Raw genomic sequence first — 21,755 nt, 5'->3', positions numbered from 1 at the left:
GAACCAAAGTTCAAAGGCGTATTTCTTTTCACTTGTGCCCTATACATAAAGCCTCTTGATTGAATTTCAAGAGGCCGAGAGATGAAAAACAGTAAAAAGACACATTATTTCTAGGGCTATCAGAGGGTTAGAACGTAGAGAAAGGATAAAGCAGACGGACGCCTGCTTTTATAAAACGCTATCCTGTATTTTTGAGCGGTGTTAACAAGCTAATTCTTTCGAACCAAGGTCAGTCCGTCACCAATAGGAATAAGAGATAATTCGACTTCTTCATCAGCGTGAATGGTTTTATTAAGCTCTCTAACAATTTGCGTGTCTCTATCGGTAAAGGCACTGTCTGCGACATTGCCCCACCAGAGCGTATTGTCTATCAGCAAGCAACCTCCAGGACGAAGCAATTGTTTGGCGAGGTGATAATACGCCAGTAGATTTCTCTTATCGGCATCAATGAAAATAAAATCAAAAGATTCACGCTCAGCCGGTAAAAACGACTCCAAAACAGACAACGCCTTGTCGCAATAGGTTGTCACTCGATCCATGACACCGGCTTGCTCTAAATAACGCGTTGCAATGTCCAGCCACATTTGCTTTTTTTCAATGGCAATCAGGGACGCATCTTTTGGCATAGCGGTGGCCATTGATAAGGTGCTGTATCCAGTAAACACGCCAATTTCCAGCAGTTTTTTCGGCGCTTGCATCTTCACCAGTAAAGACAACAGCTGACCCACTTCTGGTGACAACTGCATACGCGCCATATGGTATTGAGCGGTTTCTCGGCGCAAGGCATTTAATAAATCGGACTCACGAACCGACACATCCAGAAGATATTGATACAGTCTATCATCGAGCTTTACGGTGCGATTTACCGGTTTATTATCTTCCGATACGGGTTTGGGGAAATTAGGAAGCATGGGACTTCATTACCAAGCCTCGGCTTAGAGTTTTGAATGTTTTAGAACGAAATTCTCTGCGATAAAGCACAGCGACGACAATCACACTGGCCGCCATACAAAAATACGGCCCCAGAAACCACCCGCAAAAGGCCATAGCAAAATAGTAGGCCCTTAGCCCATAATTGAATTGGTTGGCCGCAAGACTGCATATCTGCGCCATGTGCATGGCATACAGCTCACGCTCACTGTCTTCGATCCCCCTCTCTGTCGCCAAAGGCGCACTGCCAACCAACACAGAGCAAAAATTGTATTGTCGAACCGACCAAGTGAAAGTAAAAAACGCATAAGAGAAAATAATCACCAACACGATAATTTTCAGCTCCCATTCTTGCTGGCTCATTGGGGAAACAAGATAAAAATCGGATAAAATCCCAATGGCTTTTTCAGAGTAATTAAAAGCGGTAAATAAACCCGCAATAATCAACAAACTACTCGACGCAAAAAATAGACTGCTTCTTTCTAGGTTCGCCATCACAGAGGCATCGGCGATGCGGTTATCGCGTCTTAATAAACGAGACATCCACGCCAATCTAAACTGATGCAACACACTGACTAAACATGCACGACGCTTAGAGTGATAAAGCGCATAAAAAGCATAACCCCACCAACACAGCACAAAGACCGCAAGTGTGACAAGATCAAGAGTATTTAACAGTAAAGAGGCAGGTCGACTTTCCATGATTTCGCTCATCTGGCATGACTGAATTGAATGGTGATATTAAATCATTTTTTGTGAAAAATGTCCCTGCCCAGAAACATGAAAGGTAGAATCTAAACGTAATATTTATTTGCAGACAGATGAATTTCACTTGCATCCTATCCAAATATCATTATGATTCGCAACGTTATCACGACATGCGGATGTGGTGGAATTGGTAGACACGCTGGATTTAGGTTCCAGTGCTTCACGGCGTGAGAGTTCGAGTCTCTCCATCCGCACCATCTTTTTATCCCCCTCAATATTTATTTTCTCAATCTAGTGCTTCAGAATTAACCTGTCTTTCTGAGCGTATTTGCTTATTGTTTTATCCATAAGATACACAAAAAAAAACCGAACACATTACTGCATTCGGCTTAGCATAATATCAAGCAGAAAATCTTACTTTAGTTTCCAAGCTACTTGCTTGCCAGCAAAGAAAGGCACAATAGGCTCGCCGTTTGGCAAGGTGATACTGCTCGGTACTTCCCATGACTCACGCACCAAGGTGACTGTTTCTGTATTGCGGGGTAAACCGTAAAAGTCTGCACCATACAGGCTTGCAAAACCTTCCAGCTTATCTAATGCGTCCAGCTCATCAAACACTTGGGTATAAAGCTCTAGCGCTGACCATGCACTGTAACAACCCGCACAGCCGCAATCGGATTCTTTGCGGTGCTTTGCATGAGGCGCCGAATCCGTCCCTAAAAAGAATTTTGGAGAACCGGATTGCACCACAGCACGAAGGGCTTGTTGATGGGTGCTGCGTTTCAATACTGGCAAACAATAGTTGTGCGGGCGAATACCACCATCCAGCATGTCATTGCGGTTTAACAACAAGTGCTGAGGCGTAATAGTCGCTGCCACTCCCTCACGGGCAGACAACACAAAATCAACGGCATCTTTGGTGGTGATGTGCTCGAAAACCACTTTAAGATGTGGCACACGCTCAACGATCTTCACCATATGCTGATCAATGAATTCTTTTTCACGATCGAAAATATCAATGTGTTTTTGCGTCACTTCCCCATGGATAAGCAACAGCATATCGTTGTCGGCCAATGCTTCAAATACAGGATAAAGAGACTCAAGCGAGTTAACACCGGAATCCGAGTTAGTTGTCGCCCCTGCCGGATACATCTTGGCTGCTAGCACGCCTGCTTTTTTTGCGTCCTTGATGTCTTGAACGCTGGTTTTGTCAGTCAGGTAAATCGTCATAACAGGCATAAAAGTGCTGCCTTCTGGACGAGCCGCCAAAATACGCGCTTTATAGCTCATCGCCAACTCAGCGGTCGTCACTGGTGGCACCAAGTTAGGCATGACAACAGCTCGCTCAAAACAGCGAGCCGTGGCCGGAACCGTCTCCAGCAACATGTCTTGATCGCGAAAATGCAGATGCCAGTCATCTGGCTTGATAATAGTGATTTCGTTCATTGGCAACCTATTTGATGTATGGATAAAAAGGGGTAACTAAATTTTATCAGATGTTCATCGGCTATAGCAGAACAAAGACGCACTCGAAACCAACAAAAAAGCCGAATCTAATAAGATTCGGCTTTTAATATAGCTAAGATACGCGCTTAAACGTTCTTACGAGGCGCTCTTGGGCGGCGCTCACCAGTACGAGCCGCATCACGGTCACGACCACCATTAGATGGACGCTTACGATCACCACTACCACCCGTAGGACGCTTACGCGTTGACGGTGCAGCAGCGCGCTTATTAAGCTCGTCGGCATTGTCTAATTTAGCAATATCGGTGCGTTGGCCGCAGATGCGGGTTTTGCTCAGTTTGCTTAAAATTGCCGAATCAAGATTAGTAGGCAGATCGACCGTTGCGAAATCTTCATATATTTCAATATGACCGATGTAACGGCTTTCAATTTCTGCTTCATTGGCGATGGCACCAACAATGTTACCAGGCTTAACACCTGCACTGTAACCAACCTGAACAACATAACGCGTCATGGACGTGTTTGGATCATCTTTCAATGGCATTGCTTCAGCAGTCACAGGGCGAACTTTACGCTCACGCGGTGCACGATCCCCTCTGTCTCCACGATCACCACGGTCACCTCTGTCTCCACGACCACTTTCGCGGTCATCACGGCGCTCTTTGCGCTCATGGCGAACTTCCATTTCAGAAAGAAGCAATGGCGTTTTGCCCTGTGCCATGAAAGCAAGTGCTGCAGCCATTTTCACTGGATCAACGTCGTTTTCTTTATGGTAGCTTTGAACAAGCTCCAAGAAGAAATCAAGGTTTTCGTTATCCATGGCATCCGTGATGCTTTGCTTAAAGCGATTAACACGATGCGCATTAATATCGGAAGCGGTTGGCAAAGTCATGCTTTCGATTGGCTGACGAGTGGCACGCTCAATCGCTTGCAACATACGACGCTCACGGTGAGCAACGAACAATATCGCTGTCCCTAAACGACCTGCACGACCTGTTCGACCGATACGGTGAACATAAGACTCAGTGTCATATGGGATATCATAGTTAACAACATGGCTAACACGCTCAACGTCAAGACCACGAGCCACAACATCTGTTGCAACAAGAATGTCAATTTGACCATTTTTAATGCGGTCAACGGTACGCTCACGAAGGTTTTGACTAATGTCACCGTTTAGGGCTTCACAGGCATGACCACGTGCGGTCAATTTCTCTGCCAATTCAACGGTAGCCGCTTTTGTACGAACAAAGATGATCATGCCATCGTGTTCGTTCATTTCTAGGATACGCGTTAAGGCATCAAGTTTATGCAAACCGCTCACTGGCCAATACTTTTGCGTAATGGTCATGGCAGTTGATGTTTTAGTAACAATCTTCACTTCTTTCGGATTGTTCAAATGGCGGTTAGCCACCTGACGAATCACCGCAGGCATAGTCGCTGAGAACAAAGCAATCTGACGCGTTGGCGGCGTTTGCTCAAGAATCCATTCGACATCATCAATGAAGCCCATACGCAACATTTCGTCCGCTTCATCTAACACTAGGGCTTTAAGGCCATCTAGCTTCAGCGTTTTACGGCGAATATGATCCATAACACGACCAGGCGTACCCACAACAACTTGAACACCACGCTTTAGCTGACGAAGTTGAGTGTCATAAGACATGCCACCGTAAATAGGAAGGACATGGAAATCAGGAAGATTGCGAGCATAACTCTGAAAAGCTTCAGAGACTTGGATAGCAAGTTCACGAGTTGGAGCCAGAACAAGTAATTGTGTCGTTTTATCTGTTACGTCAATGCGCGACAATAACGGCAATGCGAATGCCGCTGTCTTACCAGTACCCGTCTGCGCTTGACCAAGAAGATCACGACCTTCTAATAGATATGGAATACTTTGCGCTTGGATAGCAGATGGTTGCTCGTAACCTAGGTCAGCAACCGCTTTAAGAACAGGGGCGATTAGACCCAACGAATCAAATGTAGGCTGAGTATCAGCATCAGACATGTAAATAAGTACCTTTTTTTGGTGAGGATAAGGCCTGTAATTATTTACATGCCTTAATGAAATTCTCTAGAAATTCTTTGAGGAAAAACTGATGACATAGTATATACGAAAAAATCATAATATGCTAGCAGAATGCATCTGAGATTTTCCCGTTACTTCTTCGCTATAGTTTCAGAGTCAAGCATGATTGCAAGCCATTGCATTTTAGGATTGGCCTCAAACGCCAGCTTCATCATAATCGTCAGAGGAATCGATAACAACATCCCTACTGGCCCAAACACCCATCCCCACAACACCAAGGAAAGAAACACGACTAGAGTTGAAAGCCCCAAACCCTTCCCCATATATCGCGGTTCAACCAAATTCCCGATAACTAAGTTAACGACCAAAAAGCCTGTCCCTGTTAACAGAGCCGATAGACTACCAAGCTGAACGAAGGCCAACAGTACTGCTGGGGCAGCGGCTATAATAGAGCCAATATTAGGTATGTAATTTAGCAAAAACGCGCACACACCCCACAAGACCGGAAAATCTACGCCCAATACCCATAACCAAATCGTAATCAATACCCCTGTGACAACACTCAGAATTGTTTTAATTACTAAATAACGATTTACCGACTGAATAAAAGATTCAAACCGCTGTAAAGAGGAAGTCGCATCATTTAGAGCAAGAGACAGCTTTTTGGGTAATTCAACGGCCTCAAATAGTATGAAGATAACGATCATAACCACTAAAATGAAGTTGGTTAATGCATTACCTAACCCTCTTAGGGTATTCGCTACCATCTGCATGATTGAGGAAGGATCAATGTAGCCTTTCACCTGGTCATACGGTATCTGTAAGCCAAAATGACTGAACAACTGTAAAACCTTCTCTGTTTCATCTTCAAAACGCTGCCTATAGTTTGGTAGTTGACCAGAAAAGTTATCTAATGACGCGCTCACTAAAACCGCAATGGTACTAATGACAAGCAGTATGAGCATAACAACAGCCACTATTGATAACCACGTTGGCACTTTACGCCGACGCAAACTCGCCATTATTGGCGCACAAACGATCGCAATAAATACTGACAACATAAAGGGAACGACAATTTGTGACGCTGCTTTTAACCCTGCAATGATGATGATAAAAGCCGCAAAACCGACAAGCCACTGAATGGCTTTATTCTGTTCATTCATGTTACGGCTCTCAAAGTTCGATAGGATAGATGCTTTGAGCGTAATCTGCTAAATCCTGTAACATCACCTGCTTTGACTTAGACAATTCAGGGGTTTGAGCAATCTGATTCAAACGCTCAAAAAAAGCTTCCATGGTAATAGAGCCGCCGCCGTCATGTTCCAGCAACCTCACCTGACGATACTCTTCCCACTCTGCCCTTTGCAGTTCATTTAACTGATCTGGATAATTACGCCCAATATACCGCATTAACATTTCGGGTAAACGACGATCATCAAATGAAAGCGCCAACTCACCTAATAGATTTGAAGGCGTCGAACGGATTTCTTCCATCCTCACTTTGTCTTCACGAGAGAAAAAACCACCCGAATACAACATCACATCAGGGTCTTTATGAATGGTTCGTTCCTCTTGTGAGAAAACATCACTGAGTTTTGCGGCTAAACCAGAATGACTTTTTATCAAAGCAAGGTTATGACGACACACAGCCCCATCCAGCCCTAGACGCTTAACCACTGTTTCATCTTTCAAGAAGGTCGCTGGGGCAACAGCGGGAGATTTATTGTAATGAATGACTTTGAGGGGCAGTCTTTCAATATCACCTAACGCATCTTGACGAGTAAATACACGATGGCGGATTTCTTCGACACTTAGATCGATCAATGGCTTAGCATCTGCCATCAAGTCATAAACTATAACGCCATTTTTGTTGGTTGGGTGCGGTGCAATCGGCACAACAAATGCCGAAAAATACTTAGCCTGTCCAAACATACCTGATATGTGCAGAAAAGGTTTCAGCCTAGCCGCATCAATAAATTGCTGCAGCTCATGCTTTTGACGCATTTTAAAGTAATAATCAAAGAGTCGAGGTTGTTTACTGCGAATAAGCTTAGCGATCTCAATGGTGCCATACACATCTGATAAGGCATCATGAGCCTGTTCATGGGCAATATTATTCGCTTTCGTGAGGGCTTCCAGTTTCATCGAAACTTGACCATCCTCCCCCTTCGGCCAAACAATCCCCTCAGGACGTATAGCATAGGCCATGCGCACTAAATCAATGACATCCCATCGTGAACAGTTGTTTTGCCACTCCCGAGCATAGGGGTCAATAAAGTTGCGATAAAAGCCATAACGTACCACTTCGTCGTCAAAGCGAATTGAGTTATAACCCAGAGCACAGGTACCCGGTAATGACAGCTCGGCTTCAACCGCTTGCATAAATTCGGCTTCACACAACCCATCACGGTTTGCTTCTTGAGGACTGATCCCCGTCAGCAGACAGGCGTCCGGATGTGGAAGCACGTCTTCCGCCAAGCGACAATAAAACATGATAGGTTCGCCAATCGGGTTAAAATCAAGATCCGTTCGTATACCCGCAAATTGCATTGGACGATCACGCGCAGGGTCTATTCCGGTTGTCTCAAAATCAAACCAAAAAAATGAAGTAGGGCCCGAAGAGGTCACAAATTATTCCTGTTAGCCATTAAATTAATGGGTATTATACGCATCTTGAAGTAGGTTTGTGAAAAGGCGTTTGTAAAGATGCACCCTTCTAAACACGAAAGCCTAAGCCAAACAGTCTTCAAAACAGCATCATAACTAAAGAATGACATTAATGGAGTCGTCTATGCTAACCCCAATCGATTGCCCTTGTGGGACGGGGCACCCTTATCAAGAGTGCTGTGGTGTATACCATAAAAATCCAGGCACAGCGCCTACTGCCGAAAGCTTAATGCGTTCACGCTACTCAGCGTTTGCTGTTGGGAATTATTCCTATATTAATGCAACGCAAAAGCTTGGCGATGACAAATCGCTGATTGAGAGCGATGCGGATGAGACGGGAGCGCAAACCATATGGACTAAACTTGAGATCCATTCAACAGAGGCAGGCTCAATAATAGATAATACCGGTACGGTGACTTTTAGCGCCCATTTTGAAGAAGGACGCCATAAAGGTCAGTTAACAGAACGGTCTGTGTTTAAAAAAATGGATGGCCAGTGGTTTTATGTTTCAGGGGATCATGAAATACGCCATAATCCCCCTTTAAAACACTCTCAGGCTCCCAAAGCCGGTCGAAATGAACCCTGCCTCTGCGGATCAGGGAAAAAGTATAAGAAATGTTGTGCTGCAATCTAGTTAGCAATCCCCCATTTCTCTTGAACTTGACGGATATCATCTTCTATCGATAAAAAACAATCTACTAAATAGGGGTCGAAATGGCTGTCTTTTGCATTGCGTATATGTTCTAAAGCCTCTTTGTTAGACCAGCTTTTTTTGTAAGGCCGCTCCATCGTTAGAGCATCGAACACATCGGCTAATGCAACAATTCTCGCAGATTCAGGTATGGCCTTGCCTGCTAATTTCTTAGGGTAACCGGAGCCATCCCATTTTTCATGGTGTCCAAGGGCCACTTCAGCGGCTAACTTAAATAATGGAGCTTCACTTTGAATTAGTATTTGGTAACCAATCACAGTATGCTGACGCATTATTTCCCATTCTTCATCATTTAGCTTGTTGGGGGACTTCAAAATGGCATCTGGAATGCCCACTTTTCCAGTATCATGTAATGGCGCAGCCAATCGCAGCAATTCAACACGCTCTTCATCCCAACCCACGGCTCTTGCTAAAATCGCACAATAATCGGCCATACGCCACATATGTACACCGGTATCTACATCGTTTAAATGCCCCATTTCACCTAGCATTCCAATGGCAGATTTCAGTGAGTCATCAAGCTCTTGAGTTTTAATTTTGATGAGATGTTTATTGTGTAAATTTTTTTCTGAAAGCTGTAAATGGGTGCGTACTCTAGCTAACGTGGTGAGCGGCGTAATCGGCTTAGTAATAAAATCCACACAGCCCGTTTCAAATGCTTCTCGCTCATGCTCTGCGTCCGTTACCGCAGTTAAAAATATAATAGGAATATCTTGTGTCACAGGATTACTTTTAAGTTTATGACACACTTCCAGACCACTCATTTCCGGCATCATCATATCTAACAAAATAATGTCTGGTGGTGATCGTTCAATAATACTCAACGCAACTTTTCCGCTTTTTGCAACCTGCACCTGATACTCTTCTTTCAGAATATCCTTCAATAAGTCGATATTTTGAGGCACATCATCAACAATGAGCACTTTTTTACTTTCAACGGATGACGCCGTCTCTCTTAGCATAGAATTCACCATGAAGATTTACTGAGTTAAATAACCAATGTCTTTCTGTATTTTTCGATCTTGAGGACGGCTGAATCAAACTCGTATTCTTCAATATCAAGCAAGGCACTTTGTAAGAGCGCACGGTCACACTCTTTTGGGTATTCAGCCAGTATGTAATGAATTGCCATCTCGCTGTCAGCCTCTCCATTCATTAAGCTATTTTCAAGATCAATGATTTTAGCAAGAAATGGCGCAGTGACTTTTCTTAATTCTTCCTTACGTATAAGATCTTTCTGCTGAGTAGTGACCTTACCTTTCGTCGATGATTCAGAGCGACCTTTAAGAACGTCAGTTTGTGCTGTTATATCGGGAATCTGTGCTGTATCAAACACCTCTACCCTTGTGTTCTTTTGTGACATTTCTAGCAACGAGACGTCAATGTATCTCAAAATATTTTTAGGCGTCAGTAACCCTGTCATTTTTCCATTTGCGTGAAAAGTGCCGTCACCGTGCAGAACAATCACGTTATCAAGATAGCTTTCACTCATCTCTTTATTAGGCTCAATCTCTTTTCTCAAGTATTCAAGGCTTATTACGTTAGCCTTGAATACGCCAACAAGGTGACTGTCCTCTAACAAGCAGAACCCGTGACAATGCATGTCTTCGAGCTGCTTAATAATGTTATTGTCATCCTTCATTACGGATATTTGATTAAAATGCGTTTCTTCGTACGCAACAGATTTGCCTGCTACCTCGGCTTCGTCCGTATCAACCCCATACGGTATTGAGACAAAAAATCGTGTCCCTACCGACAAGGTCGATTCGTAATCAATTGCCCCCCCCATCAAAGCCACCAGTTTTTGAGAAATACTTAACCCTAACCCCGTACCACCATAGATTCTTGATGTACTATTGTCGGCTTGATGGAAAGCCTCAAAAACATTGGCGTTTTCTTGAATCCCAATACCTGAGTCAGCCACTTCAAATACTAACTTATCATCCTTTAAACACACTTTGACATAAACAAAACCTGTTTGAGTAAATTTGATGGCGTTACTCACAAGGTTAATTAAAATTTGTTGCAATCTAAACGGGTCACCCATGAAAGTCGAGGACATAGAAAAATCTCGACTCACGGTGAAATGAAGGTTTTTCCTTTTCGCTTCTTCCTCGTTAATGTGATACACAAATTCCAAGACACTGTCTAAATCGTATAAGTCTTTTTCAACGTGAATTTTTCCCGACTCGATTTTTTCAAAATCTAAAATACTGTTTATTAGAGACAATAAATTGTTCGCCGCTTTTTGAATTTTTTTGGTTTTTGATCGTGTTTCGGCTGGAATATCATCAGCAAGAATCAGGTGGCTAAAACCAATAATCGCATTCATTGGCGTTCTCATTTCGTGACTCATAGTCGAGACAAATTCCGTTTTAATTTTGAGGGCCTTTTGTGCATAGTCCACTGCATTTTCCAGCTCGATTGTCATATCTTGTGATTTTTTATAAGAAAGACGCACCTCTTTTAACTGCTTAAAAAGCATGTAAATAATAAACATGATAGTGATGGTAAGAACGGCCAAAAGTGTACTTAACGTCACAAACAAATCAATCGATTCGTTTCTGTGTTGCACTTTATCAGTCGATCGTATTGATAATATCTCAAAAACAATGTTCTCAGTTCTTTTTAATAAAAGTGAACTCTGTTCAATGAGATCGGAAATGGCAGTATCGGAAAAAATATCATCATCGTCAAACAACAAAGGATCCATGAACTGAAGTTCTGACTCAATTTCAAACAAAAGTTTTTCTGAATCCGGTATTCTGCTAAACAAGGAACCAAGCTGCCCCTGTTTGATTAGGTTTATCCGACTATAAAGAATATCAAACCGAAGACGAGCCTCTTCGATTTTGTCTACATTAATATCATGCTCAAGTAACATTAATGCATTGTTTAACTTCAGCGCTTCTCTGTCTAGCTGATAGGACGCCCATAAGGCATCCTCTTCTGCAGCAGACAGAACAAGCCTTTGACGCTGAAATAGCTCAGAAAATATGAGTATGGATACCACAAGAAACGCGATGGATAAAAACACCAAAACGTTCACTTTGGACACCGTCATTTTTGACTTATCATTGAACCAAGCCTTTCTGAGCCGTACCATTAATATTTACTCAACGTTAATGGCTTTAATCTGCCAGACAGATCGATTATAAATCACTTCATTATTTAGGCTGGGATTCTGGCTAAAAGGATACAATAAAAATAGCGGACCTTTCTCACGTACTCCCATAGATTTACCATTCAAACTCATGGCGAGAATGGTGTCGTAATCATAGGCATCTTTGACAGGAACACTGGCTGAGTAATCATTCAGCGCTGTAACCGATAAACTGGAAGATTTTGCGCCAACATAATCTAACAATGACTTGAGCAAAGGCCCCTCGTAGGAGTTAATGCCCTCTGTCCAAGGCGTTGTTGTATCAAGTGTTGCCAGATCTAAACCCTGCAACATCTGGCGATCAAATTCCGCTGTATTATTTGTTGTGTTGGTATTGGTTATATTACCAGACACCGTCAAAATGACTCTGCCAGTAGGGCTGGGTAACTGAGCTGCCTGTGACCAAGAAGCAAACACAACACATGCGGCACCTACTGCCAACACTATTTTATTTTTCATGCGCACACCTATTAAAGAATCGTCTTTGTACTTGTTGTAAGCACAAGGTTTAATTTTTGCTCCATGCTAAGGGACAAGATAGCCTAATGATTTAAATCAGAAAAGCATAATTTATTGAATTTTAATAAACAGATAATTAAGGAACGGGCTGGCCTAGAGAGGCAACCCAAATACGAAACCAATCATCGTCGCTCAAAGATATAGATAAGGCGTCAACCGCCATGGCCAAACGTTCAATCTTTCCTGATCCCATAACAGGACAAATACCAGACGGGTGTCGCAATAACCAGGCAACAACGATTTGATCGACAGTACAATTGTTTTGCTGTGCTAACTCACTCAATACCATTTGAACGCGTTTTGCTTTTTCACTGGAGCCTGAGAACAATTCACCACCAGCAAATGGCGACCACGCCATGGGGGTTACGGCATGTTGTTGTAAATGGTCTAAGGTGCCATCCTCAAAATGTTGCAACGCCAATGGTGATAGCTCTACCTGATTGATAATCAAAGGTGCATCAAGGCGAGACTGCAACAAGTCAAATTGATGAGTTGTAAAATTTGACACACCAAAGTGCTTAACCTTGCCAAGTGTAAATAACAAATCAAACGCCTGTGCGACCTCGTCTGCATCCATCAAGGGGCTTGGGCGATGCAAGAGTAACGTATCAATATACTCACACTGTAAATTAGCAAGAGAACGATCAACACTGGCTAAAATATGCTCAGCACGATAGTCATAACGATGAACCTGTATGTCAGGACGATTCTCTGATGGCAGCAGTATCCCGCATTTTGTGACAATCTCCATTTTGTCTCGTAAAGCGGGCTTATGTTTTAGCGCCTCACCAAACAATGCTTCACATTCGTAACCACCATAAATATCCGCATGGTCTAATGTTGTCACCCCTAAATCTAAACAGGCTTCAATAAAGCCAAGCGTTTCTGAAGACGTCATGTTCCATTCTTGCAGGCGCCAAAAACCTTGGGCAATACGTGACCCTTCAAAGCCAAGGGGATGATATTGGTGTCTCATACACTGTTTCCTATACGTCATTATTTTATTGACCCACATTCTAGAGAGACTTCGCTGTAAAAAACAGCACACTGAGTGAATTTGCAGAACTGACAGGAAACGCCTTCAAAGGTATACTAGTGCGCATTCAAGACTGACCTCTTCAAAAAGAGCGACGCGACCACCTAACACGGACAATTTTTTGGGCAAAACCGAACACTTATAATTTACTCGCAGCAACACACTCAAACATACAACAGAAACACACTGTGATGGACTTAATAATGAATTCAATAACACTCGGCCCGCTTTCCAATGCCAATGGAGAGATCCAAATCCCAGGCTCTAAAAGCCTTTCAAACCGTATTTTATTACTAGCCACACTGGCGAAAGGCACGACGAAAATCACCAACTTGCTTGATAGCGACGATATTCGTCACATGCTTGAAAGCCTAACCAAACTGGGCGTGAACTATACGCTAGAAGACAATGGCACAACGTGTATTCTTGACGGTCTGGCAGGCCCGATTCAGGCCGATCTTGGTGACTTGTTTCTTGGAAATGCGGGCACCGCAATGCGCCCTCTCACCGCCGCGCTTTGTTTAGGCAAAGGCGAATTCCACCTTCATGGTGAGCCACGTATGCACGAGCGCCCTATTGGCGATCTAGTCGATGCGCTACAAGCATTAGGGGTTGATATTGCTTACGAAGGCGAGAAGAACTATCCGCCTTTACGCATTAAAGCAAATGGCTTATCTGGCGGCGAAGTGTCTATTAAAGGCAATATCTCAAGCCAGTTCCTGACGGCTATTTTGATGAGTGCACCCATGGCAAACAGCGATCTGACCATCAAAGTCGATGGCGAATTGGTGTCTAAACCTTATATTGATATTACGCTACACGCCATGAAACAATTCGGTGTGGAAGTGGAAAATCAGAACTACCAAGCGTTTGTAGTGAAAGGTCAGCAAACGTACCAAAGCCCTGGTGAAATCATGGTAGAAGGCGACGCTTCTTCTGCCTCCTACTTTTTGGCTGCCGCGGCCATTGCAGGCGGAAAAATCAAAGTCCACGGCGTGGGAACAGACAGCGTACAAGGCGACGTAAAATTTGCTGATGTACTGGCCAAAATGGGCGCAAAAATCACTTACGGCCCGACCTGGATTGAAGCCGAACGTTGCGAACTGAACGGCATAGATATGGACATGAACCACATTCCTGATGCGGCTATGACCATAGCAACCACCGCTCTATTCGCCAAAGGCCCAACCACCATTCGCAACATCTACAACTGGCGAGTCAAAGAAACCGACCGTTTATACGCCATGGCAACCGAGTTAAAAAAACTCGGGGCTGACGTGATCGAAGGTGAAGACTATATTACCATCACTCCCGTTGAGACACTTCAACATGCGGCCATCGACACCTACAATGATCACCGCATTGCCATGTGCTTCTCTCTGGTTGCCTTCTCCGATACACCAGTCACCATCAACGATCCAGGCTGTACCTCAAAAACCTTCCCAACCTACTTTGAGCTATTTAATACTATAGCTAGCTAGTTGTTGGCTTTATTTTTAAAAGGTCAGATCGTAAAGGGATCTGACCTCTCTAAACGTTACTTGACAATGCCGGATCCCAATCTTTCCAAACAACGTCGCGCCCCTGCTCTCGAATCATCGCCATAATCTCAGCCACATAGCGCTCATCACTGATCTCAAATTGCTCAAGCGCTTCTTGGGAATCTTCTGCGTAGCCACCTGGTTGGGTTTTGGATTCAGCGCTCATTGTCGTAAACCCCATACGCACCGCATGATGACGAAACGTTGGGGATTCGCGCGTTGACAAGCTCATTTCCAAATCACGATCAAACAAACGCCAAGCGGCAATAAGCTGGACGAGCTGTCGGTCGGAAATAACAGACTTAGGCACGATGCCACCTTCACAAGGGCGAATACGGGGAAACGCTACACTAAAGCGGCTTCGCCAATAGCGCTTTTGAAGGTGCCGCAAATGATGCGCCATCATTAATGAATCTGTGCGCCAGTCTTCTAAGCCAAGCAATACACCCAAGCCAATTTTATGGATGCCGGCTTGACCGATACGATCCGGTGCGTCCAACCGATAATTAAAATTGGATTTGTTGCCTCGTAAATGATGCTCAAGATAGGTTGTACGACGATAGGTTTCTTGATAAACCAACACACCGTCTAAGCCGATACCTTGCAACCGTTTGTACTCTTCCATCTCTAATGGCTGGACTTCCATGGATAGCTGACTAAAGTGTGGCTTGATAAAAGGGATCATGCGTTCAAAGTAAGGCATGGAGACTTTGTTGGTTTCTCCAGTCACCAAAAGAATATGGTCAAAGCCTTTACTTTTAATGGCTGCCACTTCTTTTCCCACTTGCGTTTCATTCAACGTAAGGCGCTTAATCGCATTACTCATGGAAAAACCACAGTAGGTACATTCGTTTGCGCACGTGTTGGATAAATACAAGGGCGCAAACAAACTCAAGGTATTTCCAAAGCGCTGCAGCGTCAGTTGCTCGCTTTTGGTCACCATTTCCAGCAAATACGGCTCTGCCGCAGGGGAAATCAAGGCCGCAAAATCGTCTACTTCGAGTTTGCTTTTCCCCAAGGCTCGCAACACATCTTGCTCGGTTTTTGCTTGATGCGTTAGCGTCACAACTTGCCAATCTGTGCTTTCGACAAACTGGCTAAACTGATCTTCTATTGCTGGGCTTTGCTCTAACACGCGAATTGTCTGGCTGACTCCATCTATCATGACAAGGCTCCAAGGAAATCCGTCAATGGACTAGTCGCTTGCGCTTGTATCCGCTTTGCTCCCAAACCAGACTCATAGGCCATTCGACCTGCTTCCACAGCAAGACGAAAAGCCTTGCCCATTTGCGCAGGGTGTTTGGCAACGGCCATGGCCGTGTTTACCAACACCGCATCCGCACCAAGCTCCATGGCCAATGACGCATCCGAAGGCGCACCAATGCCGGCGTCAATAATGACAGGCACTCGACTCTGCTCAATGATGATTTCCAAGAATGGACGACTCGCCAAGCCCATGTTTGAACCAATAGGTGAACCCAGTGGCATGACACACTGACAACCGACTTCTTCTAATCGCTTACAAAGCACAGGATCGGCGTGAACATAAGGCATGACCACAAAACCTTTTTTGATCAACTCTTCGGCCGCCAGCAGGGTTTCCATGCCGTCTGGCATCAAGTAACGCGGATCAGGGTGTATTTCCAACTTCACCCAATGGGTCTCCAATGCTTCACGAGCCAACTCTGCCGCAAAAACGGCTTCTTTGGCGGTACGCGCGCCGGAGGTATTGGGTAACAACTTTATGCCATGCTGCTGCAAAGGCTGAAGAATATTATCCGTGTGATTTTTTAAATCCATGCGACGCAACGATAAGGTCACCAGTTCGCTTTCGCTGGCCGTTAGCGAATCCATCATGGCATCAGCACTGGCGTATTTCCCAGTACCCGTAAAAAGTCGAGAGTGAAATTCGTACCCTGCAATCAATAAAGACGACATATTAACCTCCAGCAATGGATTCAAAAATAAACACCTGACTCTGCTCATTCAACTTAGTAGCGCACCACACACTTTTTGGCACCACCTGTTGATTGATCGCAATGGCAATACCTTGCTGACTTTTCCCCAACTCATTCAATAAGTCTTCGAGAGTGTTTCCAGTAAATTCATAAGGTACGTCGTTTAGCACAATCTTCATCGCTCATCTCCTAAACTGGCCTCAAAGGCCATCATCAAAGATCGTGTCGCGGCCTCGGGTTCTGTTGCTTTGGTAATGGCCGTCACTAAAGCAATACAATCCACGCCCGTTTTCACCACGGCTGGTAACCGCTCTGCATTGATGCCACCAATCGCCACCGTAGGAAACGTGCCTTTCAATAAAGTGGCGTAATGGGCCAGTCGAGTTAAACCCTGTGGCTGAGAAGGCATTTCTTTGGTTTGTGTAGGGAAAATATGACCTAACGCGATGTAGCTTGGCTGAATAGACTGAGCGCGAGCGATTTCATAGTAACCATGGGTGCTGATGCCGAGACGCAGTCCGGCGGCTTGAATTTGCGTCAAGTCCGCCACATCCAAATCCTCCTGACCAAGATGAACGCCATACGCACCAAACGTGATAGCGTGCTGCCAATAGTCATTAATAAAGACTTGAGCGTCGTATTCTTTTCCTAGGGTAATCGCCTGTTGAATTTTATGCTTTAAATCAGCATCGTTAGGGTCTTTGATGCGCAGCTGGGCAATTTTCACTCCTTGCTTAAGCACTAACTCTAACCAAGCAACGGAATCCACCACAGGGTACAAACCCATTTTACCAAGATCCATCTTGGCAAACGGCTGATTCATGGACATTATTGGTGAGAATGGTGAGACAATCGTTGGCATATTTTCAATCTGAAGCGGCCAACCCGGTCGCCCCAATGGCCCAGCACCAACACCAATCTGCACGCCTCTTTTTAACGCCCCAGTGATATAGGCCTTAGCCATGGTCATGGCATCTAGAAGATCGTAGCCATGGGCAATAAAGCTCGCCAACGCTGTCGATAAGGTGCAACCTGTACCACGGGTATTGTGCACAGTGAGTTTTTCATAAGAAAAACCGACGACAGCATCCTGGCTCACCAGCCAATCCGTTGCTTGCTCAGAATCTGAATGTCCTGCTTTCAGTAACCACGTGCATTCTGACGATATTAAATACGCGGCCAATTGACTCTGTATGTCCACCACTGGCTGCTGGCTGGACAAGCCAGTCAATCGCTCAAATTCCAGCAAGTTGGGCGTAATCACATCCACATGTGGAAGCAAAGACTCCAATAAAGAAGCCCCAACAGAATCTTGTTGCAGGCGATTACCCGATTCACTACTCGCCGCCATCACAGGATCGAAGATCACCTTCACATTTGGAAAGTCTGCCTTGATGCGCTGCACCCAAACCGAGCACGCTTTCACCATGTGGATGGAAGGCAGCAAGCTAACCTTAATGGCCGCTGGTGGCACATCATCGAGTAAGGCTTGCCACTGTTCATTGAACACAGTCAGCGAAACCGGCTCCACAGACCGCACTTCTTTAGAATTTTGTGCGGTGATGCACGTCACTATCGTTTGCACGTGGCAACCTAGGTCTTGCCCTGTAAGCAAATCCGCTTGGAGTCCAGCGTGGGCGGACGAATCCGACCCGCCCACGCACCAGACAACAGGAGGTTTTATCGACATAAATCCTCCTTTCGCCTACAGCGATGTTTCTTTTAGTTTATCCGTAGTGAGATAGACATCACTGCCTAGCTCACGGAATTGCGCCGACATTTTCTGCATGCCTGTTTCGGCTTCGCTAGCAACAGCATCGCCTTCCAAAGCACTCATGTCGATTTTTTGAGCGCCTTCCAAGCCTTTGGCATCCTCTAAGCCCTTGGCATAGTCGCGAACTTCTTGAGTGATTTTCATCGAGCAGAATTTTGGTCCACACATAGAACAGAAATGCGCCACTTTACCTGACGCTTGCGGCAATGTTTCATCATGGTAAGAGCGAGCGGTTTCAGGGTCTAAAGACAGGTTAAATTGATCTTCCCAACGAAATTCAAAACGCGCCTTAGATAAGGCATTGTCACGAATTTGTGCTCCTGGGTGGCCTTTGGCCAAATCCGCAGCATGAGCGGCAATTTTGTAGGTGATCAAACCTTGCTTAACGTCTTCTTTATTAGGTAAACCAAGATGTTCTTTTGGCGTCACGTAACACAACATAGCGCAGCCGTACCAACCAATTTGCGCGGCACCAATGCCAGAGGTAATGTGATCATACCCCGGTGCAATATCTTGGGTTAGAGGCCCCAAAGTATAAAATGGCGCTTCATGACAATGCTTTAATTGCTCTGTCATATTCTCTTCGATCAATTGCATGGGGACGTGACCAGGACCTTCAATCATCACCTGTACATCGTATTCCCAAGCAATTTTTGTCAATTCGCCCAAGGTGCGAAGCTCCGACATTTGCGCTTCGTCATTGGCATCCATAATAGACCCCGGACGCAAGCCATCACCAAGCGACAAAGCCACATCGTATTCCGCACACAACGCACAAATTTCACGGAAGCGCTCATAAAGAAAACTCTCTTTGTGGTGCGCCAAACACCATTTCGCCATGATGGAACCACCACGAGACACGATGCCAGTAAGTCGTTTGGCGGTCATCGGCACGTAACGCAACAACACACCCGCGTGAATAGTGAAATAGTCGACCCCCTGCTCTGCTTGCTCAATCAAGGTATCGCGGAACACGTCCCAATTTAGATTTTCAGCCACGCCATCCACTTTCTCCAAGGCTTGATAGATGGGGACGGTACCAATAGGAACCGGCGAGTTACGCAAGATCCATTCGCGGGTTTCGTGAATATTTTTACCCGTCGATAAATCCATCACGGTATCTGCGCCCCAACGGGTCGACCAGACCAGTTTTTCTACTTCCTCTTCGATAGACGAGGTCACGGCTGAGTTACCAATATTAGCATTGACCTTCACCAAGAAGTTACGGCCAATGATCATTGGCTCGGATTCAGGGTGATTAATATTATTGGGGATAATAGCGCGGCCTCGTGCGACTTCGTCACGAACAAACTCCGGCGTAATACGGGTTTGTAGGTTCGCGCCAAAGCTTTGACCTGGATGCTGTCTTAGCAGTAATTCACTGTTGATAGCGTCAATGTTTTGGTTTTCACGCAGTGCAATGTATTCCATCTCTGGCGTGACAATGCCTTGACGTGCGTAATGCATTTGCGTCACACACTTACCTGGGCGAGCTTTACGCACTTTAGGTAAGGCTTTAAAGCGTAACTCGTCCAGCGCCGCGTTATCCAGACGAGATTGAGCAAACTCAGATGACACACTTGGCAATATTTCCGTGTCGCCACGTTTTTCGATCCAAGACTCACGCATGGGCGCTAGGCCACGATACACATCTATGTTTTCTTGTGGATCCGCATAAGGACCAGAGCAGTCGTAAACGTAAATCGCTTCATTGGGCTCGAAGGTTAAGTTGTCGGGATCCGATCCAATTGGGGTATCGGTCAGATTGATCTTACGCATAGGAACGCGGATGGAGTCGTCAGAGCCCGTTAAATAAATGCGCTCGGACGAAGGAAAAGGTTTGGCCTGCAATGACTCGATAAAGGATTTCGCCGCTTGGCGTGATTCTTCACGAGACTGCTTTTTAGATAAATTCGCTGAGGTGTTGTGTAACTCATTACTAGTAGACATAAGCGCTTCCCTTATTATTAAAATGGAGAATGGCTTGTCTGGGGTGCTGCTTTACAACGATTAACGCACTACAGGCGTTGATTGCAAAACATGAACCCTGAATTTTTACTGACGAATGATGGGTGAGGCGGAACGGTGGTAACAGCCAGCATCGAATCTATTGTCGTAAAAAGACAGGAGTTCATTCGATGCAGAAAAGAAAAATAGAGACTTTCTTGTTTCCTACGCGGGTATTAACCCGATCAGGTTCTGCGGATCCCGCATTCAATGATGCGATCTCAGCCAAATGGCACTCCGACAAGTAGAGTGGAGTATACTCAGTCTTATCGGAATGTAAACACCCACATTTTCAATGGGTGTTTAGTACGAAAAACTATTCGTCTTGCATTTCCAGCGCCATTTTGTAGAGATAATTTTTCTTTTCGCCAGTTAACTTGGCTGCCATTGCGGCCGCTTGCTTAACCGGTAAATCTTCCAACAAAATAGTCAGAATACGCTTCGCTTCTAACTCGGCTTCGTTACCGCTTTCTTGCGTGAAACTCAGCATAACAACAAACTCGCCACGCATTTGGTTGGCATCGGCATCGAACTTAGCAAGAATCTCAGACGCTGTCCCCGACAAAAACGTCTCGAAGGTTTTCGTTACTTCACGAGCTAATACTAATTGCGCGTCATCGCCATAGACTTTTTGTACATCCGTTATGGAGTCATAAACGCGGTGCGTAGATTCATAAAATACAACCGTGCCAACCTGATTCTTCCAAGATTCAAATAAGTCGCAACGACCTTTTGACTTAGCCGGCACAAATCCCGCAAAAAAGAATTGGTCCGTTGGTAACCCAGAAGCGCATAGAGCCGCAACCAAGGCACAGGCACCAGGGATGGGGATAACATTATGACCCAGTTCGCGCAGAGCATGGACCACATGGTAACCAGGATCAGAAATTAAGGGCGTGCCAGCATCAGACACCAGAGCAACATTCTTTCCGTCCTCTAATAAGCTTGCCACATAGGCCGCTTTGTCTTTTTCGTTGTGATCATGGATCGAAAAGAGCTTGGCTTCAATCGCAAAATGGTTCAATAAACGGCGGGTGTGTCTGGTGTCTTCCGCGGCGATATAATCCACGTCCCTGAGAGTTTGCTCAGCCCTTTTACTAAAATCGTCTAAATTGCCTATTGGAGTCGCAACTATGTACAGTGCCCCTCTCGCATCATTTGAACTATGTGATACCATGTAACCTCTTTTTCTTTGTCATTTTATAAGCTTATGTGCCTACCTAATTACCGCATCATATCATTAACC

The 21,755-nt window shown here is 44.9% G+C and carries 18 protein-coding genes, 1 tRNA gene and 1 riboswitch; of the genes, 3 read left to right on the top strand and 16 right to left on the bottom strand.

Annotated elements, in window-relative coordinates; all coding sequences use genetic code 11:
• Positions 1-209 precede the first annotated feature (209 nt).
• Together EBI00_RS12390 and EBI00_RS12385 are read right to left on the bottom strand one after the other, a co-directional pair.
• Positions 210-911, bottom strand: a complete 702-nt coding sequence (locus EBI00_RS12390; protein WP_123096249.1) for an O-methyltransferase — start codon at positions 909-911, stop codon at positions 210-212.
• Positions 901-1,632, bottom strand: coding sequence for a DUF599 domain-containing protein (locus EBI00_RS12385; RefSeq protein WP_123096248.1), 732 nt, complete (start codon positions 1,630-1,632; stop codon positions 901-903). The genes EBI00_RS12390 and EBI00_RS12385 overlap by 11 nt, the downstream gene beginning before the upstream one ends.
• Before the next feature lie 178 nt (positions 1,633-1,810).
• Here EBI00_RS12385 and EBI00_RS12380 point away from each other — a divergent pair.
• Positions 1,811-1,895 (top strand) — tRNA-Leu (locus EBI00_RS12380).
• A gap of 157 nt (positions 1,896-2,052) precedes the next feature.
• Here the strand turns inward: EBI00_RS12380 and pyrC are convergent.
• From pyrC to sbcB, 4 genes are all read right to left on the bottom strand, one after another.
• The gene (pyrC, locus tag EBI00_RS12375; RefSeq protein ID WP_123096247.1) at positions 2,053-3,084 is read right to left on the bottom strand and encodes a dihydroorotase; all 1,032 of its coding nucleotides are present in this window, start codon (positions 3,082-3,084) and stop codon (positions 2,053-2,055) included.
• 146 nt (positions 3,085-3,230) lie between these two features.
• Positions 3,231-5,111 (bottom strand): DEAD/DEAH box helicase, encoded by a 1,881-nt coding sequence (locus EBI00_RS12370; RefSeq protein ID WP_123096246.1) that lies wholly within the window; start codon positions 5,109-5,111, stop codon positions 3,231-3,233.
• 152 nt (positions 5,112-5,263) lie between these two features.
• Positions 5,264-6,295: an AI-2E family transporter gene (locus tag EBI00_RS12365; RefSeq protein ID WP_123096245.1), complete on the bottom strand. Its 1,032-nt coding sequence runs from the start codon at positions 6,293-6,295 to the stop codon at positions 5,264-5,266.
• Between the two features lie 10 nt (positions 6,296-6,305).
• On the bottom strand, positions 6,306-7,760 hold the full coding sequence (sbcB, locus tag EBI00_RS12360) for an exodeoxyribonuclease I (protein ID WP_123096244.1): 1,455 nt from the start codon (positions 7,758-7,760) through the stop codon (positions 6,306-6,308).
• Between the two features lie 163 nt (positions 7,761-7,923).
• Here sbcB and EBI00_RS12355 point away from each other — a divergent pair, with 163 nt between their 5' ends.
• Entirely contained in the window at positions 7,924-8,433 is a 510-nt protein-coding gene (locus EBI00_RS12355) for a YchJ family protein (RefSeq protein ID WP_123096243.1), read from the top strand.
• On the opposite strand, the gene EBI00_RS12350 is transcribed toward EBI00_RS12355, so the two are convergent.
• The 4 genes from EBI00_RS12350 to EBI00_RS12335 all read right to left on the bottom strand — a co-directional run bounded on the left by EBI00_RS12350 (position 8,430) and on the right by EBI00_RS12335 (position 13,169).
• Positions 8,430-9,473 carry an HD domain-containing phosphohydrolase gene (locus tag EBI00_RS12350; RefSeq protein WP_241557030.1) on the bottom strand — a complete coding sequence of 348 codons (1,044 nt, stop codon included), beginning with the start codon at positions 9,471-9,473 and terminating at the stop codon, positions 8,430-8,432. The genes EBI00_RS12355 and EBI00_RS12350 overlap by 4 nt on opposite strands.
• 26 nt (positions 9,474-9,499) lie before the next feature.
• On the bottom strand, positions 9,500-11,575 hold the full coding sequence (locus EBI00_RS12345) for a sensor histidine kinase (RefSeq protein ID WP_158600756.1): 2,076 nt from the start codon (positions 11,573-11,575) through the stop codon (positions 9,500-9,502).
• A 48-nt stretch (positions 11,576-11,623) separates the two neighbouring features.
• The gene (locus EBI00_RS12340; protein ID WP_123096240.1) at positions 11,624-12,133 is read right to left on the bottom strand and encodes a putative pterin-binding protein; all 510 of its coding nucleotides are present in this window, start codon (positions 12,131-12,133) and stop codon (positions 11,624-11,626) included.
• Positions 12,134-12,269: 136 nt separating this feature from the next.
• The gene (locus tag EBI00_RS12335) at positions 12,270-13,169 is read right to left on the bottom strand and encodes an aldo/keto reductase (RefSeq protein WP_123096239.1); all 900 of its coding nucleotides are present in this window, start codon (positions 13,167-13,169) and stop codon (positions 12,270-12,272) included.
• Positions 13,170-13,432: 263 nt separating this feature from the next.
• Between EBI00_RS12335 and aroA the strand changes: the two genes are divergently transcribed.
• The gene (aroA, locus tag EBI00_RS12330) at positions 13,433-14,710 is read left to right on the top strand and encodes a 3-phosphoshikimate 1-carboxyvinyltransferase (protein ID WP_123096238.1); all 1,278 of its coding nucleotides are present in this window, start codon (positions 13,433-13,435) and stop codon (positions 14,708-14,710) included.
• Between the two features lie 49 nt (positions 14,711-14,759).
• On the opposite strand, the gene thiH is transcribed toward aroA, so the two are convergent.
• The 6 genes from thiH to rsmI all read right to left on the bottom strand — a co-directional run bounded on the left by thiH (position 14,760) and on the right by rsmI (position 21,686).
• Positions 14,760-15,935: a 2-iminoacetate synthase ThiH gene (gene thiH, locus EBI00_RS12325; RefSeq protein ID WP_206612584.1), complete on the bottom strand. Its 1,176-nt coding sequence runs from the start codon at positions 15,933-15,935 to the stop codon at positions 14,760-14,762.
• Positions 15,932-16,708 carry a thiazole synthase gene (locus EBI00_RS12320; RefSeq protein WP_123096237.1) on the bottom strand — a complete coding sequence of 259 codons (777 nt, stop codon included), beginning with the start codon at positions 16,706-16,708 and terminating at the stop codon, positions 15,932-15,934. The genes thiH and EBI00_RS12320 overlap by 4 nt, the downstream gene beginning before the upstream one ends.
• 1 nt (position 16,709) lies before the next feature.
• Entirely contained in the window at positions 16,710-16,907 is a 198-nt protein-coding gene (gene thiS / locus EBI00_RS12315) for a sulfur carrier protein ThiS (protein WP_123096236.1), read from the bottom strand.
• Positions 16,904-18,418, bottom strand: coding sequence for a thiamine phosphate synthase (thiE, locus tag EBI00_RS12310; protein WP_123096235.1), 1,515 nt, complete (start codon positions 18,416-18,418; stop codon positions 16,904-16,906). The genes thiS and thiE overlap by 4 nt, the downstream gene beginning before the upstream one ends.
• A 15-nt stretch (positions 18,419-18,433) precedes the next feature.
• Entirely contained in the window at positions 18,434-20,452 is a 2,019-nt protein-coding gene (thiC, locus tag EBI00_RS12305) for a phosphomethylpyrimidine synthase ThiC (protein WP_123096234.1), read from the bottom strand.
• 202 nt (positions 20,453-20,654) lie between these two features.
• A riboswitch (TPP riboswitch) is annotated at positions 20,655-20,759 on the bottom strand.
• Between the two features lie 66 nt (positions 20,760-20,825).
• A complete protein-coding gene (gene rsmI / locus EBI00_RS12300; RefSeq protein ID WP_123096233.1) occupies positions 20,826-21,686 on the bottom strand; it encodes a 16S rRNA (cytidine(1402)-2'-O)-methyltransferase in 861 nt (286 codons plus the stop codon).
• Positions 21,687-21,755 lie beyond the last annotated feature (69 nt).

The organism is Marinomonas hwangdonensis (assembly GCF_003721245.1).
Lineage (GTDB): Bacteria > Pseudomonadota > Gammaproteobacteria > Pseudomonadales > Marinomonadaceae > Marinomonas > Marinomonas hwangdonensis.
This window is presented reverse-complemented; position numbering and strand designations above follow the sequence as displayed.